At 65.5% G+C, this 18,156-nt stretch carries 15 protein-coding genes and 1 CRISPR repeat array; of the genes, 14 read left to right on the top strand and 1 reads right to left on the bottom strand.

Features of this window, described 5'->3' with window-relative positions; all coding sequences use genetic code 11:
* Nucleotides 1-52 precede the first annotated feature (52 nt).
* Nucleotides 53-1,387: an MATE family efflux transporter gene (locus RKP46_RS14915; protein WP_409194155.1), complete on the top strand. Its 1,335-nt coding sequence runs from the start codon at nt 53-55 to the stop codon at nt 1,385-1,387.
* A 23-nt stretch (nt 1,388-1,410) separates the two neighbouring features.
* Here the strand turns inward: RKP46_RS14915 and RKP46_RS14910 are convergent, their stop codons facing one another.
* Complete coding sequence (locus tag RKP46_RS14910; RefSeq protein ID WP_311107361.1) at nt 1,411-2,829, bottom strand: bifunctional enoyl-CoA hydratase/phosphate acetyltransferase; 1,419 nt, start codon at nt 2,827-2,829, stop codon at nt 1,411-1,413.
* Nucleotides 2,830-3,189: 360 nt separating this feature from the next.
* Here RKP46_RS14910 and RKP46_RS14905 point away from each other — a divergent pair, with 360 nt between their 5' ends.
* From RKP46_RS14905 to cas2, 13 genes are all read left to right on the top strand, one after another.
* Nucleotides 3,190-5,031 carry an NAD(P)H-dependent oxidoreductase subunit E gene (locus tag RKP46_RS14905; RefSeq protein WP_311107360.1) on the top strand — a complete coding sequence of 614 codons (1,842 nt, stop codon included), beginning with the start codon at nt 3,190-3,192 and terminating at the stop codon, nt 5,029-5,031.
* The gene (locus tag RKP46_RS14900) at nt 5,028-5,756 is read left to right on the top strand and encodes a 2Fe-2S iron-sulfur cluster-binding protein (protein ID WP_311107359.1); all 729 of its coding nucleotides are present in this window, start codon (nt 5,028-5,030) and stop codon (nt 5,754-5,756) included. The genes RKP46_RS14905 and RKP46_RS14900 overlap by 4 nt, the downstream gene beginning before the upstream one ends.
* A 1-nt stretch (nt 5,757) precedes the next feature.
* A complete protein-coding gene (locus RKP46_RS14895) occupies nt 5,758-6,312 on the top strand; it encodes an NADP oxidoreductase (protein ID WP_300328723.1) in 555 nt (184 codons plus the stop codon).
* Between the two features lie 23 nt (nt 6,313-6,335).
* Nucleotides 6,336-7,841: a Ni/Fe hydrogenase subunit alpha gene (locus RKP46_RS14890; protein ID WP_300328720.1), complete on the top strand. Its 1,506-nt coding sequence runs from the start codon at nt 6,336-6,338 to the stop codon at nt 7,839-7,841.
* A gap of 10 nt (nt 7,842-7,851) precedes the next feature.
* Nucleotides 7,852-8,358 (top strand): hydrogenase maturation protease, encoded by a 507-nt coding sequence (locus RKP46_RS14885; protein ID WP_311107358.1) that lies wholly within the window; start codon nt 7,852-7,854, stop codon nt 8,356-8,358.
* Nucleotides 8,359-8,698: 340 nt separating this feature from the next.
* On the top strand, nt 8,699-9,670 hold the full coding sequence (locus tag RKP46_RS14880; RefSeq protein ID WP_300328715.1) for a YafY family protein: 972 nt from the start codon (nt 8,699-8,701) through the stop codon (nt 9,668-9,670).
* 2 nt (nt 9,671-9,672) lie between these two features.
* Nucleotides 9,673-12,045: a CRISPR-associated endonuclease Cas3'' gene (locus RKP46_RS14875; protein WP_311107357.1), complete on the top strand. Its 2,373-nt coding sequence runs from the start codon at nt 9,673-9,675 to the stop codon at nt 12,043-12,045.
* Between the two features lie 70 nt (nt 12,046-12,115).
* Nucleotides 12,116-12,763, top strand: a complete 648-nt coding sequence (gene cas5c / locus RKP46_RS14870) for a type I-C CRISPR-associated protein Cas5c (RefSeq protein ID WP_311107356.1) — start codon at nt 12,116-12,118, stop codon at nt 12,761-12,763.
* On the top strand, nt 12,760-14,508 hold the full coding sequence (gene cas8c / locus RKP46_RS14865; protein ID WP_311097224.1) for a type I-C CRISPR-associated protein Cas8c/Csd1: 1,749 nt from the start codon (nt 12,760-12,762) through the stop codon (nt 14,506-14,508). The genes cas5c and cas8c overlap by 4 nt, the downstream gene beginning before the upstream one ends.
* Nucleotides 14,505-15,389, top strand: coding sequence for a type I-C CRISPR-associated protein Cas7/Csd2 (cas7c, locus tag RKP46_RS14860; RefSeq protein ID WP_311097223.1), 885 nt, complete (start codon nt 14,505-14,507; stop codon nt 15,387-15,389). The genes cas8c and cas7c overlap by 4 nt, the downstream gene beginning before the upstream one ends.
* Nucleotides 15,390-15,463: 74 nt before the next feature.
* Entirely contained in the window at nt 15,464-16,102 is a 639-nt protein-coding gene (cas4, locus tag RKP46_RS14855) for a CRISPR-associated protein Cas4 (protein WP_300328701.1), read from the top strand.
* 1 nt (nt 16,103) lies between these two features.
* Nucleotides 16,104-17,132 (top strand): type I-C CRISPR-associated endonuclease Cas1c, encoded by a 1,029-nt coding sequence (gene cas1c / locus RKP46_RS14850; RefSeq protein WP_311097221.1) that lies wholly within the window; start codon nt 16,104-16,106, stop codon nt 17,130-17,132.
* Nucleotides 17,132-17,422, top strand: a complete 291-nt coding sequence (gene cas2, locus RKP46_RS14845) for a CRISPR-associated endonuclease Cas2 (protein WP_300328695.1) — start codon at nt 17,132-17,134, stop codon at nt 17,420-17,422. The genes cas1c and cas2 overlap by 1 nt, the downstream gene beginning before the upstream one ends.
* 182 nt (nt 17,423-17,604) lie before the next feature.
* Nucleotides 17,605-18,142: a CRISPR direct-repeat array (repeat unit 37 nt; unit sequence GATTCGCCCTTCATCACTGAGGGGCGTGGATTGAAAC).
* Nucleotides 18,143-18,156: the final 14 nt, after the last annotated feature.

Raw genomic sequence — 18,156 nt, 5'->3', positions numbered from 1 at the left:
CCGGCGAGCGAAATCGGTTACGCTGCGCGCGCTTCCACGTTTTCCTCCGGCCATGCTCGCCCAACAATCCCGCCTGATCGTCGCACACGCGGCACCGATTCTGATCGCCCAACTGGCGTCGATGGGAATGATGGTGATCGACACGGCGCTGCTCGGTCACTACGGGACCGACGACCTGGCGGCGGTGGCGGTCGGCGGCGGCGTCTACATTTCGGTCGTCTTTGCTTTCGTCGGCATCCTGCAGGCGGTGGCGCCCACCGTCGCGCATCTGCACGGCGCCGGTCGCACGGCGGAAATTGCGCCTGCGCTGCAGCAGGGCTTCTGGCTGGCGGTGTTTCTTGCCGTGCCGGGAGTCGGTCTGCTGCTCTACCCCGACCTGCTGCTCGGGCTTTCGCGTATCGATCCGCCGGTCGAGCAGAAGGCGCGCGCTTACCTGGCGCTGCTCGCCGGCGGTCTGCCCGCGGTCTTGCTTTACCGGACGTTTCACGCCTTCTGCAACGCGCTTGGCCATCCCCGTCCGCTGCTCGTCATCAGTCTGGCGGCGACGCTGCTGCACGCGCTGCTCGCCTGGCTGCTGGTCACCGGGAGCGCCGGCGGCGCGCCGCTCGGCGTGCTCGGTTGCGGTTGGTCGAACGTCGCCGTCGCCTGGTTCTCGCTCTTCGCGGCCAGCCTCACGCTACGCGGCAGCGCACGCCTGCGGCCCTTGCGCGTTTTCGCCGGCTGGCAGTTGCCGCGTCTGCGGGCACTGGTCGAGCTCTTGCGTCTCGGCCTGCCGATGGGTTTCTCGAACTTCGTCGAGATCTCGTCGTTTACGCTGATGGCCTTGTTCGTCGCGCAGCTCGGCGCGACCGTCGTCGCCGGTCACCGCATCGTCGCCAACCTCGCGGCGCTCTGCTACATGCTGCCGCTGGCGCTGGCGATCGCGACCTTGGCGCAGGTCGCTCAGGCGGCCGGAGGACGCGATTGGGCGCGCGCGCACGCCTCGATCAAGGCGGGCTTTCTCTGGGCCGGCGGTCTTTCGGCCGGGCTCGGCGTGCTCCTCTGGCTGGTCGCCGAGGCGGTGACCAGCGTGTGGACCGACGACCCGGCGGTGTCCGCGGTGGCCGTCGGCCTGCTCGGCTATGTCGCGGTCTATCAGGTTTTCGACGCCGTGCAGACGATCGCGGCGCACGCGCTGCGCGGCTACAAGATCACCTTCGTGCCGATGTTCGTGCACCTGGTCTGCTTCTGGGGCGTCGGTCTGCTCGGCGGCTGGTGGCTGGCTTTTCACGCCGCGCAGCCGCTCGGCGTGGCCGGCTTCTGGCTTGCCTCGCTGCTCAGCCTGGTGCTCGCGGCGATTCTCCTCGGCGCCCTGCTGCGCCGCGCGATGCGCGCAGCAAGCACCTGAAGCCGCCGGCGGCGGCCGCCGTCTCAGGCCGCTTTCAGGCGCGCGCGCGCGGCGTGCGCCATCAAGGCAGCGATCACGCACGAGGCGATGCGCGTTTCCGCGGTGTCGGCGCGGCTGGTCAGGACGATCGGCACGCTCGCCCCGAGGACGATGCCGGCGGTCAGTGCGTTGGCCAGGTATTCGAGCTGCTTGGCGATCATGTTGCCCGACTCGAGGTCGGGGACGACCAGGATGTCGGCCCGTCCGGCCACCGCCGAGGTGATTCCCTTGGTCTTCGCGGCGACCAGCGAAACCGCGTTGTCGAAGGCCAGCGGCCCATCGAGCAGGCCGCCCTTGATCTGGCCGCGGTCGGCCATCTTGCACAGCGCCGCCGCGTCGAGCGTGGACTGGATCTTGGGATTGACCGTCTCGACCGCCGAGAGGATGGCAACCTTGGGTTCCGGAACGCCGATGACGTGCGCCAGTTCGATGGCGTTCTGGATGATGTCGACCTTTTCAAGCAGGCTGGGCATGATGTTGACCGCCGCGTCGGTGATCATGATCGGCCGCGGATAGGTCGGCACGTCCATCAGGAACACATGGCTGATCCGGCGGTCGGTACGCAGACCGGCGCTGCGCGAAATGACCTCGGCCATCAGTTCGTCGGTGTGCAGGCTGCCTTTCATCAGCGCTTCGGCGTCGCCGCTGCGGACCAGCGTCACGGCCATCGCCGCTGCGTCGTGACTGTGCCGGACATCGACGATGCGGTGCGGCCCGAGGTCCAGCCCGTGCTCTTCGGCAACGGCGCGAATCTTCTGTTCGGGACCGATCAGGATGGGGTCGATCAGCTTGGCGTCGGCGGCGAGCAGCGCACCGCGCAGCGATTCGCGGTCGCAAGGGTGGACGACGGCCATGTCGATCGGTGCCAGGCCTTCGGCGCGCTGCACGAGCACCTGCAGGCGCGCGTACTTGTCGGAGATGGTGATTTCCGGCAGCGCGGCGCGCTTGGTGCGAACTTTTTCGGTCGGCGCCATCACCTCGACGCTGCCCGAGACGACGACCAGTCCGTCCTGGTTCGCCCCCACGCAATCGAGAATGATGTGGTGGTTATGGGCAAATTTCTGGCGTACCGTCACCGTGAAGGTGATCGTGTCGCCGATCGTCACCGGCCGGGCAAACTGCAGCGAGGTCTCCATCAACGCGGTTCCCGGACCAGGAAACTGCGTGCTGAGGATGGTCGACAGCAAGGAGGCGATCCACATGCCATGCGCAATGAAGTCGCGGAACAGGCCGCTGTGCCTGAATTCGGTATTCGCCAGGGCGGGATTCATGTCGCCCGACATCAGGGCGAACAGCTTGACGTCCTCAGGACGCAGTGTGCGCACCAGCGCCGACGTATCGCCGAGGTTGAGCTCGTCGTAGGTGTGGCTTTCGAGGAATTCGAGGGACGTCTCAAAATGCATGGTCGTGCTCCGAAAAATGCTGTCCATGACGGCCCGCCAAACACCCCGCGTTCGCCTGCGCAGGACCCGCCTGCTTCACTCTACGCGGCCCGAGCCAGCCGTCGTCAATGCCGGTAAACACCGCGCCTGCCGCGCGCCCCGCTCCCCGGCTATTGAAGCATAGCGGAAAATTTGCTGCAGTGCGCCATGATTTTTCCCCCGGCCGACCGAGCGCCGGGCGAAGCGCGCCGGGGGCGACTCGCACGCGTTTCTGCCTGTGGTTGACGTGCATCAGTTCGCGCCGACGGCAGACCTGCTATGCTGAATTCGGCAATCTGAATTTGGACATTTTTTGCCGACCATCACTCGCAGGAGGTTCGCGTGAGTCAGGACTACGCTGAGGCCGGGCAGCTCGACAGCCGGCTGCCGCCCATTTTCGAGCGCTATCGCTACGAAGCCAGGTACCTGGTCCAGATTCTGCGCGAAGTGCAGGAGGCCCTCGGCCATCTTCCGGCGGCAGCGCTGAGCGCAGTTGCCCGCGCACTTTGCCTGCCGCGCGCACGCGTCGAGGGAGTCGCCGGCTTTTACTCTTTCTTCCACCTGACGCCGGTCGGCCGTTACCGCGTCCTCTTCTCGGACAACATCACCGACCGCATGCTGGGCAGCGGCGAACTGATTGATCGGCTGTGCAACAAGCTGTGGGTCGAACGCGGCAAGGTCTCCGAGGACCGCCTGGTCAGCGTCGATACGACATCGTGCACCGGCATGTGCGACCAGGGACCGGCGCTGCTGGTCAACGGCCGCCCGCTCACCCGCATGTCGGTCGAGCGCATCGACCGGATCAGCGAACTGATCCGCAAGCAGGCGCCGTTGAGCGACTGGCCGCGCGAGTACTTTCTGATCGAGGACAACATCCGGCGCTACGACGAGTTGCTCGGCCGCCAGTGGCCGAACGGCGAAGCACTCAAGGCGGCTGTCGCGCGCGGCCGCGAGGCGATGCTGGCCGAGATGAAGCTGTCCAATTTGCGCGGTCGTGGCGGCGCCGGGTTCACCACGCACATCAAGTGGGAATCGGCGCGCCGGGCGCCATGCGCCGGTGAGACGCCGGCACGCTACGTCGTCTGCAATGCTGACGAAGGCGAACCCGGTACGTTCAAGGACCGCGTCCTGCTGAGCAGCTACGCCGACCTGCTGTTCGACGGAATCAGCATCGCCGGGTTTACGATCGGCGCCACGTTGGGGCTGGTCTATCTACGCGGCGAGTACGCCTACCTCCTGCCGGCGCTGAACGAAAACCTCGCCCGCCGCCGACGCGATGGACTGCTCGGCACACGGGTGCTCGGCGAGGACGACTTCAACTTCGACATCGAGATCCACCTCGGCGCCGGCGCCTATGTCTGCGGCGAAGAAACCGCCCTGCTCGAATCGCTCGAAGGCAAGCGCGGCGTGCCGCGCATACGGCCGCCCTTCCCGGCCACCGAAGGCTATCTCGGCCAGCCGACGGTAGTGAACAACGTCGAAACGCTGTGCAAGGCGGCGCTGATCGCGGTCAATGGCGGCGCCTGGTTCGCCGGCCTGGGGACCAAGCAGTCTACCGGAACGAAGCTGCTGTCGATCTCCGGCGATGTCGAAACGCCGGGAATCTACGAATACCCGTTCGGCGTTTCGGTGGCGCAGGTGCTCAACGATTGCGGCGCCGGCAATGCGCAGGCAGTGCAAGTCAGCGGCCCATCCGGAACCTGCCTGGCGATGCACGAATTCTCGCGCCGGATTGCCTTCGAGGACGTACCGACCGCCGGCGCTTTCATGGTCTTCGGCGAACACCGCGACATGTTCGAGGTGGCGCGCAATTTTGCCCATTTCTTCGCGCACGAGAGTTGCGGTTTCTGCACGCCCTGCCGCGTTGGCACCTCGCTCGTCGCCAACTGCATGGACAAGATCGCGAGCGGCCAGGGTTCGCAGCACGACATCAACGAAATCTTCAAGATCCACCGGCTGCTGCACGCCGCCAGTCATTGCGGGCTCGGCCAGTCGGCGTGCAACCCGCTCTTCGACACGCTGAACAAGTTCCGCCCGGCCTATGAGCGACGCCTGCGCTCGCTGGCCTTCAAACCGGCGTTCGACCTCGATCAGGCGCTGGCCTCCGCCCGCCAGATGACCGGGCGCGATGACCCGGCCGCCCACTTTGGTCTGGCGGCCGGCTTGCCGGGAGTCGAAGCATGAGCACGCAGCACATCCTGCTCGACGGGCTGCCCGTTTCCTTCACCGACGGGCAGACGATCATGCAGGCCGCGATGGCCGCCGACATTTTCATTCCGCACCTGTGCCATCACCCCGAGTTCAAGCCGCAGGGAAGCTGCAAGCTGTGCACGGTGAAAGCCAACGGGCGCTACGTCTCGGCGTGCACGATGCCGGCACGCGACGGAATGGAGGTCGAAAACAATTCCCCCGACCTGAACGACAAGCGACGGACGATGCTGCAGATGCTTTTCGTCGAAGGCAATCACTTCTGCCCCTCGTGCGAGAAGAGCGGCCGCTGCATGCTGCAGGCGCTGGCCTACGAACTGGAAATGCTGACCCCGCACTTTCCGCAGTTCTATCCCGATCGGGCGGTCGATGCCTCGCACCCCGAGGTTCTGCTCGACTTCAACCGCTGCATTCTCTGCGAGTTGTGCGTGCGCGCCAGTCGCGACGTCGACGGCAAGAACGTCTTTGCCCTCTCCGGGCGTGGCATCGGCAAGCACCTGATCGTCAATTCCGAGTCGGGGCGCCTGGCGGACACCGACTTTTCGCTCGCCGACAAGGCAGCGCATGTCTGCCCGGTCGGCGTCATCCTGCGCAAGCGGCGCGGCTTCGCCGTGCCGATCGGCAGCCGGCGCTACGATGTTCAACCGATCGGCATGCAGGTCGAGCGCCTCGCCCGGCGCACGACGACCGAGGAGGTGTGAGATGAACGCTGCTGTCGAGAGCCGCAAGCTGCGCGTCGCGACGACTTCGCTCGCCGGCTGCTTCGGTTGCCACATGTCCTTTCTCGATATCGACGAGCGCCTGTTCGAACTGCTCGAACACGTCGAGTTCGACCGTTCGCCGCTCACCGACATCAAACACTGCGGACCGTGCGACATCGGCCTGATCGAAGGCGGCATCTGCAACGCGGAAAACGTGCACGTTCTGCGCGAGTTCCGGCACAACTGCAAGGTGCTGATCGCCCTCGGCGCGTGCTCGGTGAACGGCGGGCTGCCGGCGCAGCGCAACCACCTCGACCTCGGCCAGTGCCTGCAGGAGGTCTACCTGACCGGGCCCGGCATCGTCGGCCGCCAGATCCCGAACGATCCGGAACTGCCGCTGCCGCTCGACAAGGTCCACCCGATCCACGAGATCGTCCGCGTCGACTACTTCATCCCGGGTTGCCCGCCTTCCGGCGAGGCGATCTGGAAGTTCCTGAGCGACCTGCTGGCCGGCCGCACGCCGCGCCTGGGGCACCCGCTGCTGCATTTTGATTGATCCGGCAAGAGTTGAAAGCGAGCATGGCCATGGAAAACACAGGCTTCGCCCTCGAAACCGCCGCCAACCCGGGCACACTGCGCCGCGTCGCGATCGACCCGGTGTCGCGGGTCGAAGGACACGGCAAGGTAACGCTGCTGCTGGACGACAACGACCAAGTGCAACAGGTGCGCCTGCACATCGTCGAATTCCGCGGCTTCGAAAAATTCATCCAGGGACGCCCGTACTGGGAAGTTCCGGTGATGGTGCAGCGGCTGTGCGGCATCTGCCCAGTGTCGCACCACCTGGCCGCGGCCAAGGCGCTCGACCGGGTGGTCGGCGTCGACCGGCTGACGCCGAGCGCCGAGAAGCTGCGCCGGCTGATGCACTACGGCCAGATCCTGCAATCGCACGCGCTGCACTTCTTTCACCTCTCGGCGCCCGACCTGCTCTTCGGCTTCGAGAGCGACGCCGGCAAGCGCAACATCGTCGGCATCGCGGCCGCATACCCGGAAGTCGCTCGCCAGGGCGTGCTGCTGCGCAAGTTCGGCCAGGAGATCATCCGGCTGACCGCCGGCAAGCGGGTACATGGTACCGGCGCGATCCCCGGCGGCGTCAACCGCGCACTGACACGCGCCGAACGCGACGAACTGCTCGCCGAAATCTACACGATCATCGCCTGGAGCCGTCAGGCCGTGCAGCTCGTCAAGCGCCTGCATGAATCCGAACCCGAACTCTACGACGAATTCGGCAGCTTCCGCTCCAACCTGCTGTCGCTCGTCGGCCCACGCGGCACGCTCGATTTCTACGACGGCCGCCTGCGCGCGCGCGATGCCGACGGCAAACTCCTGGTCGACGGCGTGCCCGTGAACAACTATGCCGAACTCATTCACGAGGAAGTCAAGCCCTGGAGTTACATGAAGTTCCCCTTCCTCGCCGCATTCGGCACCGAGGACGGCTGGTACAAGGTCGGCCCGCTCGCCCGTGTGCAGAACTGCGACACGATGGCGACGCCGCTCGCCGAAGCCGAGCGGCGTGAGTTCATCGACCACGGGAACGGCAAACTGATCCACGCGCCGCTCGCCTACCACTGGGCGCGCATGCTCGAAATGCTGCACGCGGCCGAGACGATCAAGGACCTGCTGCACGACGACGACCTCTCGGGCAGCGACCTGGTCACCAGCGGCCCGCGCCGGCGCGAAGGCGTGGGCGTCATCGAAGCGCCGCGCGGCACGCTGATCCACCACTACCGTGTCGGTGACGACGATCTGGTCAGCACGTGCAACCTGATCGTGTCGACGACGCACAACAACCAGCCGATGAACGAAGCGATCCGGCGCGTTGCCCAGCGTTACCTGAACGGCCGCCAGCTCAGCGAAGGACTGCTCAACCGGATCGAGGTTGCCATCCGCTGCTTCGACCCCTGCCTGTCGTGCGCGACGCACGCGCTGGGCAAGATGCCGCTGCAGCTCGAACTGCTCGACGCCGACGGAACGCTGCTCGACCGTCTGCAGTCGCCCTCGCCCGAGCTTTCGGCAAACGTCGGCTGAAGCGAACTGGGTGGCGAGCGCGCCCGCCCCGATCGTCATCCTCGCCTGCGGCAACCCCAGCCGAGGCGACGACGCGCTCGGCCCCCAGCTCCTCGAACGCCTGCACGACTGGCTGCTCGCAGAAGGGCTGAGCGAACGCTACGAACTGATCGGCGACTTCCAGTGGCAGATCGAAAATGCCCTCGATCTCGCGGGCAGAGAACTCGCGCTGTTCATCGACGCCGACCAGCAAGCCGCGGCGCCGTACGCCTTTCGCCGCGTCGAAGCAAGCGACGCGCCGAGTTTCGCTGCAAGCTCGCACGCGCTGAACCCGGAGACCGTGCTCGCCGTTCTCGCCCGCCTCGGCCAGGCAGCGCTGCCGCCGACCTACGTCCTTGGCGTTCGCGGCGACAGTTTCGTGCTCGGAGACGAACTGAGCCCGACAGCGCGCGAGCACGCTGAAGCGGCCTTTGCCTTCCTGCAAGCCTTTTGCCGCGCCCCCCAGACGGCCGCCTGGTGCGCGGCGCAGGCGGGCTGACGGCGGCCGACAGCACGCACGCGCGCAACAATCCCCGCGCAAATCCGTCGCCAGCCGCGCCCGCCGGCCCACCGGCGTAGCCAGATTGCTGCCACAACCGATCGCCGGCTGAAAAAATATTTCTTCCGGCCGTGCCCAGTCGCACGTGGTGAGACTCGCCCAGCGTAGAGTGTTCCTGAACCAACTCACTGGAGACGAACATGCCCACTGCCGACCACCTCGACCGACTCATCTTCGCAACGGCCATAGTCACCCTGGTGATCAGCCTGATCACCTGGTAGCACATTCCGCGCTACAATCGCGGTAAATGACCAAGCCAGATTGAATCGGGCAGAAGACGGTGGAACGTAACGAACGCTTCGCAAGAATCCAGCGGCTGCTGCAAACCCGGCCGGTCGTCCGCCTGAGCGATCTGTGCTCGGCGCTGGAAGTCTCGCGCGCCACGATCTTCCGCGATCTGTCGCATCTGACCAATCGCGTTGGCCTGCCGATCGTCTTCGATCGCGAGCGCAACGGCTACTGCCTGAACCCGGCTGCTGCGCGCTCGGAACTGCCCGGCCTGTGGTTTACCCCGGGCGAGATCTACGCCTTGCTCAGCATGCAGCGCCTGCTCGCGTCAGTCGACCGCAGCGGCGTACTCGGAGAACAGCTTGCGCCGCTGCACGAACGCTTGCTCACGCTCCTCGAAAGCCAGAACGATTCCGCGATCGAGGTTGCCCGGCGCGTGCGCATCGTGAGCGCGGCAGCCCGCACCTACGCGCCACAGCACTTCCAGACGATTGCCAGCGCCCTGCTCGAACGCCGGCGCATCCGCCTGACCTATGTCGCAAGACGCAGCGGCGAAGAAACCGAGCGCGAAGTTTCACCGCTACGCCTGACGCATTACCGCGACAACTGGTATCTCGACGCCTGGTGCCATTTGCGCAGGCAGTTGCGCCGCTTTGCGGTCGACGCGATCGAGTCGGTACGGGTGCTCGAAACCCTCGCGCACGAGATCGACGAAGCCCAGCTCGACGCAGCGCTCGGTGCTGGCTACGGCGTGTTTGCCGGCAGCGCAGTGCGCTGGGCGACGCTGCTCTTCAGCGCCGATCGCGCACGCTGGGTCGCCGCCGAAGACTGGCACCCGCAGCAGCGCGGGCGCTTCCTGCCGGACGGACGCTATCAACTGGTGCTGCCGTACAGCGACGATCCCGAGCTGATCATGGATGTCCTCAAGTACGGCCCCGACTGCACGGTCGTCGCACCCCCCGATCTGCGCGCCAAGGTCAGGCAGCGCTTGCAGGCGGCGATCGACCATTACGCCGGCGACTGAGCATGCAAGCCGAGTTTCTCGCGCATGTGCGCAGCGAGAATGGACGCGTAATCGCGCATTCGCTGCCCGCGCATCTGGACGCCGTAGCGCACTTGGCCGCCGGTTTTGCCGCCGCGTTTGGCGCCGCGCCATGGGGTGAGCTCGCCGGCCGCTGGCACGATCTCGGTAAATTCCGCGCCGGTTTTCAGCGCTATATCCGGCAGTCGGGCGATGCCGACGCACACATCGAAGGCCGCGTCGCCAGCGCCGACAAGACGCACTCGGCGGCGGGCGCCTTGTGGGCGCAAGCGCATCTGGCCGCAGTCGACCGGCGCGCCGGACCCGTGATTGCCCGCGTCCTCGCCTACCTGATCGCCGGTCACCATAGCGGACTTGCCGACTGGTCGGGCGACAACCACTCGCTGCACAACCGCTTCGCGCGCAGCGAAACGCAGCAGGAACTGCTTGACACGCTGGCCGCCGGGCCTCCACCCGAACTGCTGCATCCTCCGCCAGCCTCGCTGCCCAGCCTGGACGACTTGCTGCGCTACCGCGACCGCGACATCCCCGGCCGTTTCGCACTATGGCTGCGGATGCTCTTTTCCTGCCTGGTCGATGCAGACTTCCTCGACACCGAGTGCTTCATGGCGCCGGAAAAAGGTCAGCGACGCAGCGGCTTTCTGAGCCTCGAGGAAATGCACGCTCGCCTGCTCGATCACCTGGAGCGCTTGGCGCAAACGGTCAACGAACGGGGAGAAGCTGCTTCGACGGTCAATCAGCGGCGCACATACGTGCTGCACGCCTGCCTTGAACGGGCCAACTGCCCACCCGGCGTGTTTCGCCTGAGCGTACCCACCGGCGGCGGCAAGACGCTTTCCAGCCTGGCTTTCGCGCTACGTCACGCAAGTGTGCATGGCAAGCGCCGCATCGTCTTTGCGATTCCCTATACGAGCATCATCGAACAGACGGCGGAAGTCTTTCGTGACATCTTCGGCGACGAGAACGTCGTCGAGCACCACAGCAGCCTTGACCCAGACCCGCGCCAGGAGACGCATCGTTCCCGCCTTGCCTGCGAAAACTGGGACGCACCGTTGATCGTCACCACCAACGTGCAGTTGCTCGAGAGCCTGTTCGCCCACCGCACCGGACGCTGCCGCAAGCTGCACAACCTGGTGGGTAGCGTCGTCATCCTCGACGAAGCGCAGTTGCTGCCGGTGCACTACCTGCAACCGGTGGTCGACGTGCTGCGCCTGCTGGTCTTCGACTACGGCGTCACGCTGCTCCTGTGCACCGCCACCCAGCCGACGCTCGAAATGCCGGCGAGTTTTGACCTGGCGCGCAGCCTGCGGGGATTTGCCGCGGGCGAGGTACGCGAAATCATCGACGACGTTCCTGCTCTCTACGCCGCCCTGACGCGCGTTTGCGTGCAGCGCCCGGCCAACTTGCAGCAGCGCTGCACGTGGCCCGAGCTGGCGCGAGAAATCGCTGCGCACGAAGCAGTGTTGACCATTGTCGGTCGCCGGCAGGACGCGCGCGAGCTCCACGGCGAGCTTGCGCAATGCAGTGGCCGCGACGGACTCTGGCATCTCTCCGGACTGATGTGCGCCCGCCACCGCAGCGACACGATCGGCGCAATCCGACACGCGCTCGCGCACCGGCGGCGCGCGCTGGCCGAAGGTGAGCCGGCGCCACCGGTACGCGTCGTCAGCACGCAACTGGTGGAGGCCGGCGTCGACCTCGATTTCCCGGTGGTTTACCGCGCGCTCGCCGGGCTCGACTCGATCGCGCAAGCTGCTGGCCGTTGCAACCGCGAAGGCCGCCTGCAGCTCGGCGAGGTGCATGTCTTCGTGCCGCCCACAGCGGCACCGCCCGGCCTGCTGCGCATGGCCGAGCAGGCGACGCGACTCGTCTGGTCAACGCTGCCGGCCGACGCTGATCCGCTCGCGGTCGATCTCTTTGCCGACTACTTCCGCCGCCTTTACGGCGACGCGCAACTCGACGCGCACGGCATCTGCGACCTGCTGCGCGTCGCAGCCGGCGCAGAGGTCAATTTCCGCACCGCCGCCGAGAAGTTCCGCCTGATCGACCCGGATGAAGGCGCCACGGTTTTCGTGCGCTATCGCCGCGACGCCGACGACCAGCAAGTCGACGCGCTCCTGCACAAGTTGTTGCACGATGGCCCCGAGCGCTGGTTGTTGCGCAAGCTGCAAACCTACGGCGTCACCATTTACCAGCACGACTTGCACCGGCTGCTCGCCAGCGGAGACGTACTTGCTCTGCCCGGCGACTGCGCTGGCCTTTATATGCAGTCGCCGGACAACGATCTGTTCTATGACCCGACGCTGGGCGCCAACCTGTGCGGCGCACCGGGCGATCCGGGAGGCCTCGTGTGCTAGTCGCACCCCTCTATCCTCGATTCGATGACTGCCGCACTGCCACCTTGGCGATTCTGAAAGGAAAAGGACAATGACCAGTTTCTGCCTGGAAGTCACCGGCGATTTCGCCTGTTTCACCCGCCCGGAGATGAAAGTCGAACGGGTGTCTTACGACGTGATCACGCCTTCGGCGGCGCGCGCGGTTTTCGAGGCGATCCTCTGGAAACCGGCCATCCGCTGGCAGGTGAACAAGATCGAGGTGCTTGAACCGATCCGCTGGATCAGCGTGCGGCGCAACGAAGTGGCAGCCAAGGCGTCGGTACGCAACGCCCAGACGGCAATGAGGGACGGTCGCGGTCACCTCGCGCTCTACGTCGAGGACGAGCGGCAGCAACGCGCCGGACTCTTTCTGCGCGACGTAGCCTATCGCCTGCACGCCGATCTGCTGCCGGTCGCCGGCGACGCGCTGGGCAATCCGGTGAAGTATCGTGAGATCTTCCAGCGGCGAGCCGAAAAGGGTCAGTGCATCAACCAGCCCTACCTCGGCTGCCGCGAGTTTGCCGCCCGCTTTCGCCTGGTCGCCGACCCGGCGGCCGAACGGCCGGCGCTGCACGAAACGCGCGACCTCGGCTGGATGCTGCACGACATCACCTTTGGCGCCGACCCGCAGCCGCACTTCTTTCGCGCCGCGATGCGCGACGGCGTGATCGATCTGACGCAGGCACAGGTGAGCCAATGATTCTGCAATCCTTGTACGACTACTACCAACGCAAGGCGCTCGACCCCGATCCCGCACGCCGCCTGCCGGCCTTTGGACTGGAGGAAAGGGAGATCCCGTTCATCATCGAGTTGAGCGCGGACGGCCATCCGCTGGGAATCACCGACACGCGCCAGAGCGAAGGCAAGCGGAAGACGGCGCGCCGTTACCTGGTGCCGCAGAGCGTCAAACGGGCTTCCGGCGTCGCCGCCAATCTGCTCTGCGATACTGCCGAATACGCGCTGGGCGTCGATGCGCGCGGCAAAGCGCAGCGCGTGCTGGAGCAGCACGCCGCATTCCGTCGCCGTCTCGAAGAACTGCCGCCTGCTGCGCTGGCCGACGCCGGCGTGCAGGCAGTCCGTGCCTTCTATGCCGGCAACGGCGCTGCCGCGCTGGCCAACGACCCCTGCTGGCCGGAAATCGTCGCCGGCAATGCGCTCGTCACGTTTCGCCTGCACCCGCAAACGGAACTGGTCTGCCAGCGTTCGGCGGTGATCGCCGGCCTGGCCGACGAATCGACGCCCGCCGTGGCCGGCCAGCGCGTCTGCCTGATCACCGGTCAGCCGGCGACCGCCGCGCGTCTGCATACGGCGATCAAGGGCGTCTGGGGAGCACAGACGTCCGGCGCCAACATTGTCTCGTTCAATCTCGAAGCATTCACCTCGTACAACAAGGAGCAGGGGAATAACGCTCCGGTCGGCCAGGCGGCGGCGTTTGCCTATACCACGGCGCTCAATCATCTGCTCGATCGCAACTCGCGCCAGCGCCTGCAGCTTGGCGATGCATCCACGGTATTCTGGGCGCAGCAGGAAGACCGGGAAGCCGAAGACGCTTTCGCGGCAATTTTCGGCCAGGACGATCCCGACGCACGCAGCGGCCTGATCCGCAGCCTGCTCGCTGCGGTGCGCAGCGGACAGTTCGACGGCGGTCGCGGCGACAACCGCTTTCACGTTCTCGGACTGGCGCCGAACGCGGCACGCCTCTCAGTGCGTTTCTGGCACGCCGCGCCGCTGCACGAAATCGCCCGGCAGATTCGCCAGTGGTTCGACGATCTCGCGATCGCGCGTTCGGCCGACGACCCGGAATACCCCAGCCTCTTCCGCCTGCTCACCGCCTGCGCTGTGTTGGGCAAGGCCGAAAACATTCCGCCCAGGCTCGGCGGCGAGATCATGCGCTCGATCTTCGCCGGAGAGCGTTTCCCGGCAAGCTGGCTGAACGCTGCCGTCATGCGCAGCCGCGCCGAACAGAGGGTCAACTACCACCGCGCAGCGGCGATCAAGGCGTGCCTGAACCGCCAGTTGCGTTTCACTAGCTCTTCATTCCCAGCAAAGGAGTTGCTGCCCGTGCTCGACCTCGACAACGACAATCCGGCGTACCGCCTCGGACGCCTGTTTGCAACACTGGAAAAGATCCAGGAAGAAGCCAGCCCTGGACTCAACGCCACCATCCGCGAACGCTACTACGGCGCTGCGTCGAGCACGCCGGTCAGCGTGTTCACCACGCTGCTGCGCCTGAAGAACCATCATCTGGCAAAGATCGAGCAACGCGGCCGCGCCGTCCAATTCGAACGACTACTCGGCGAAATTCTCGGCGGCGTGGCCGAATTCCCGAAACACCTCAGCCTGCCCGAACAGGGGCGCTTTGCGCTGGGCTACTACCATCAGCGCCAGGCATTTTTCAGCAAGAACAAACCATCGAATGAAACCAGCGAAGGAGAACCCGCATGAGCCTGCATAACCGCTACGACTTCGTCCTCGTCTTCGACGTGCGCGACGGCAACCCGAACGGCGACCCCGACGCCGGCAACCTGCCGCGCCTCGACGTCGAGTCCGGCCACGGCCTGGTCACCGACGTCTCGCTCAAGCGCAAGGTGCGCAACTACGTCGGCCTGAGCAAAGCGGAAACGCCGCCATACGACATCTACGTCAAGGAAAAGGCGGTGCTCAACGAGACCCACGAAAAGGCCTACAGAGCGATCGGCGCCGAGAGCGAGTTGACCGGCGACGAGAAGAAGCGCAAAGGAAGCCCCGACACGGTCGATCGGGCGAGAAAGTGGATGTGCGAGAACTTCTACGACGTACGCACTTTTGGCGCCGTGCTGTCCACCGGAATCAACTGCGGACAGGTGCGTGGCCCGGTACAACTGACGTTCGCCCGCTCGGTCGACCCGATCATCGCACAGGAACACTCGATCACCCGCATGGCGGTGGCCACCAAGGCCGATGCGGAAAAGCAGAAGGGTGACAACCGCACGATGGGCCGCAAACACACGGTACCTTACGCGATCTACGTTGCACACGGCTTCGTCTCGGCTTTTCTCGCCCGGCAAACAGGCTTCGGCGAGGACGACCTGACGCTGCTCTGGGAAGCGCTCGAGCAGATGTTCGAGCACGACCGCTCGGCGGCGCGCGGCGAAATGACAACGCGCGGTCTCTACGTCTTCCGGCACGACTCCGAGCTCGGCAACGCGCACGCGCACGCGCTCTTCGACCGCGTCACCATCCGCCGGAAGGAGGGAGTCGACTTCGCCCGTCACTTCGAGGATTACACGGTTTCGGTCAACGTTGAAGATCTGCCGCCGGGAGTGAGCCTGATTCAGCGCATCTGATCGCCCGCCGCCACCGCGCGCAACGAGCGGTGGCGGCCGTGCGACAGCAGCGACACCTCCGACGAAAGCCAACGATGTCCAGCGAGCTCCGCGATCCAATCCCGCTTTCCGCTCTGCAGCACTGGTGCTACTGTCCGCGCCAGTGCGCGCTGATTCACCTTGAGCAGGTCTTCGCCGACAACCTCTACACGCAACGCGGGCAAGCCCTGCACCAGCGCGTAGACGAGCCGGGTAGCGATCTGCACGAGGGTCTGCGCGTCGAGCGTTCGCTTCCCCTGTTCAGCGACCGTCTCGGCCTGGTCGGCAAGGCGGACATCGTCGAGTTTCTGCCGGACGGCACGCCCTACCCCGTCGAGTACAAGCACGGCTCGCGCAACAAGCATGCGGACATCGCGGCTTGCGACGATATCCAACTGGCGGCACAGGCGATCTGCCTGGCCGAGATGTTCCAGCGCCCGGTACCGGAAGGCGCCTTGTTCTATGCCAGCTCGCGCCGACGACGATGCGTCGTCTTTTCCGATGCACTACGTGCTGGCGTCCATGCCGCCACCGAAGCCGTTCGCCAGATGCTGGCGAGTGGAAGCACACCGCCAATACGCAGCGACCACCGCTGTCGCGCCTGCTCCCTGCGCGATCTCTGCCAACCAGAAGCGCTGGCAGCGCAACACGAACACGCGGCGGCACTCGGCGCGCTCTTCGACCCGGAGTGCTGACATGCAATTGCTCAACACACTCTACCTCACCACACCCGACAGCTACGTGCATCTGGAGAACCAGACGATCCGCGTCGAAGTCGCTCACGAAACGCGCTTGCGGGTACCGCTGCATCACCTGGCAGCGGTCGTCTGCTTTGGGCATGTCGCCGTCTCGCTACCACTCATGCACCGCCTGGCCGACGAAGGAATAGCGCTGGTCCTGCTCGACGGAAACGGCCGTTTCAAGGCACGCCTGGAGGGAGCGGTTTCCGGCAACGTCCTGCTGCGGCAAGCACAGCATCGACTCGCGAGCGATGACTCGTTTGCGCTGCGCGTTGCCCGCAACATGATCGCCGGCAAAGTGCGCAACTGCCGCCAGGTGCTCCTGCGCGGCGCGCGCGAAGCGAAAGTCGCGGACGACGCCCAGCCGCTGGCGCGCGGCGCCGACAATCTCGCCGCTGCCCTGCGCGCGCTCCCCCAGGCAGCCGACTTCGACACCCTGCGCGGCCAGGAAGGCGAAGCAGCAAGGCAGTATTTCGCGGCGCTCACCCACCTTGTCCGGAACTCTGCACGCGAGGCCTTCAGGATGAATGGGCGCAGCCGTCGACCGCCGCGCGACCGCATCAACGCACTTCTGTCCTTCCTCTACTCGCTGCTGATGAATGACTGCCGATCAGCCATAGAGGCCGCAGGCCTCGACCCACAGATTGGCTTCCTCCACGCCGTCCGCCCTGGACGCGCCGCACTCGCGCTCGACCTGATGGAGGAGTTCCGTTTCTCTGCTGATCGCCTTGCCCTCACCCTGGTCAACCGCGCTCAACTCAACCCCGGCGACTTCGATGAACGCGAGGGCGGCGCCGTCCTGCTTGCCGGCGAAGCGCGCAAGACGGTCCTGGTCGCCTATCAACAGCGCAAGCAGGAAAGCGTTGCCCATCCTCTGCTCTCCGAACCCATCCCGTTCGGCCTGCTGCCGCACCTGCAAGCCCGGCTCCTCGCCCGGACTCTACGTGGTGACACCGCCGACTACCTGCCCTACCTGATGCGCTGATGCTGGTCATCGTCTGCTACGACGTCAACACCGAAACCCGCGAAGGACGCCGCCGCCTGCGCAAAGTGGCGCGCGTCTGCGAAGGTGTCGGCCAGCGCGTACAGAAGTCGGTTTTCGAGTGCCAGCTCGATCGTGCCCAGTTTGAAGCCCTGGAGCGCCGACTGCTTGCCGAAATCAAAGCCAGCGAGGACAACCTGCGCCTTTATCGCATCGCCGAACGGAAAGGCTACGAGGTTTGCGAACACGGCTGCTTTCGTGCAGCCGACTTCGAATCGCCTCTTGTGCTATGAGCCTGCGCGAACCCCAAGCTCCCGCCACCCGACGGGGAGTTCCGCGCGCACTGCAAGGGATTGTTTTCACTTGTCTTCCCGTTTCCCTACGGCATGCTGTAGACTCACACCTTGCCCATCCACCGAAGGTTCGCGCAACCGAGGCAAATTGCCCATTGTTTTCCAGCGTTTGGCGCAGATGGGATTCGCCCTTCATCACTGAGGGGCGTGGATTGAAACAGAGTAATCGTTTTGTCCGGACGAATGCCTCCACCGATTCGCCCTTCATCACTGAGGGGCGTGGATTGAAACCCGGTAGCTTGGGCTATGGTGGCTACCCAAGCAACGATTCGCCCTTCATCACTGAGGGGCGTGGATTGAAACCAGTCCCTCGATGTTCGCGTCTTCGCCGACGGATCGATTCGCCCTTCATCACTGAGGGGCGTGGATTGAAACCGACCTACGATACCCTTCAGGCCGCCCCCAGTACGGATTCGCCCTTCATCACTGAGGGGCGTGGATTGAAACGCCATGCACCGGGCGTTCGAGGAGACCGCGGAGGATTCGCCCTTCATCACTGAGGGGCGTGGATTGAAACGTTGATGACGCCGGAGGAGCGGGCAGCGGATGAGGATTCGCCCTTCATCACTGAGGGGCGTGGATTGAAACATCCGGCGCCGGGTCGATGAGGATGGCCCGAAAGGGATTCGCCCTTCATCACTGAGGGGCGTGGATTGAAACCGGTTGGCCAGCAG

The organism is Accumulibacter sp. (assembly GCF_031732815.1).
Taxonomy (GTDB): Bacteria; Pseudomonadota; Gammaproteobacteria; order Burkholderiales; family Rhodocyclaceae; genus Accumulibacter.
The sequence above is the reverse complement of the archived record's forward strand: the minus strand, read 5'-3'. Positions and strand labels throughout refer to the sequence as shown.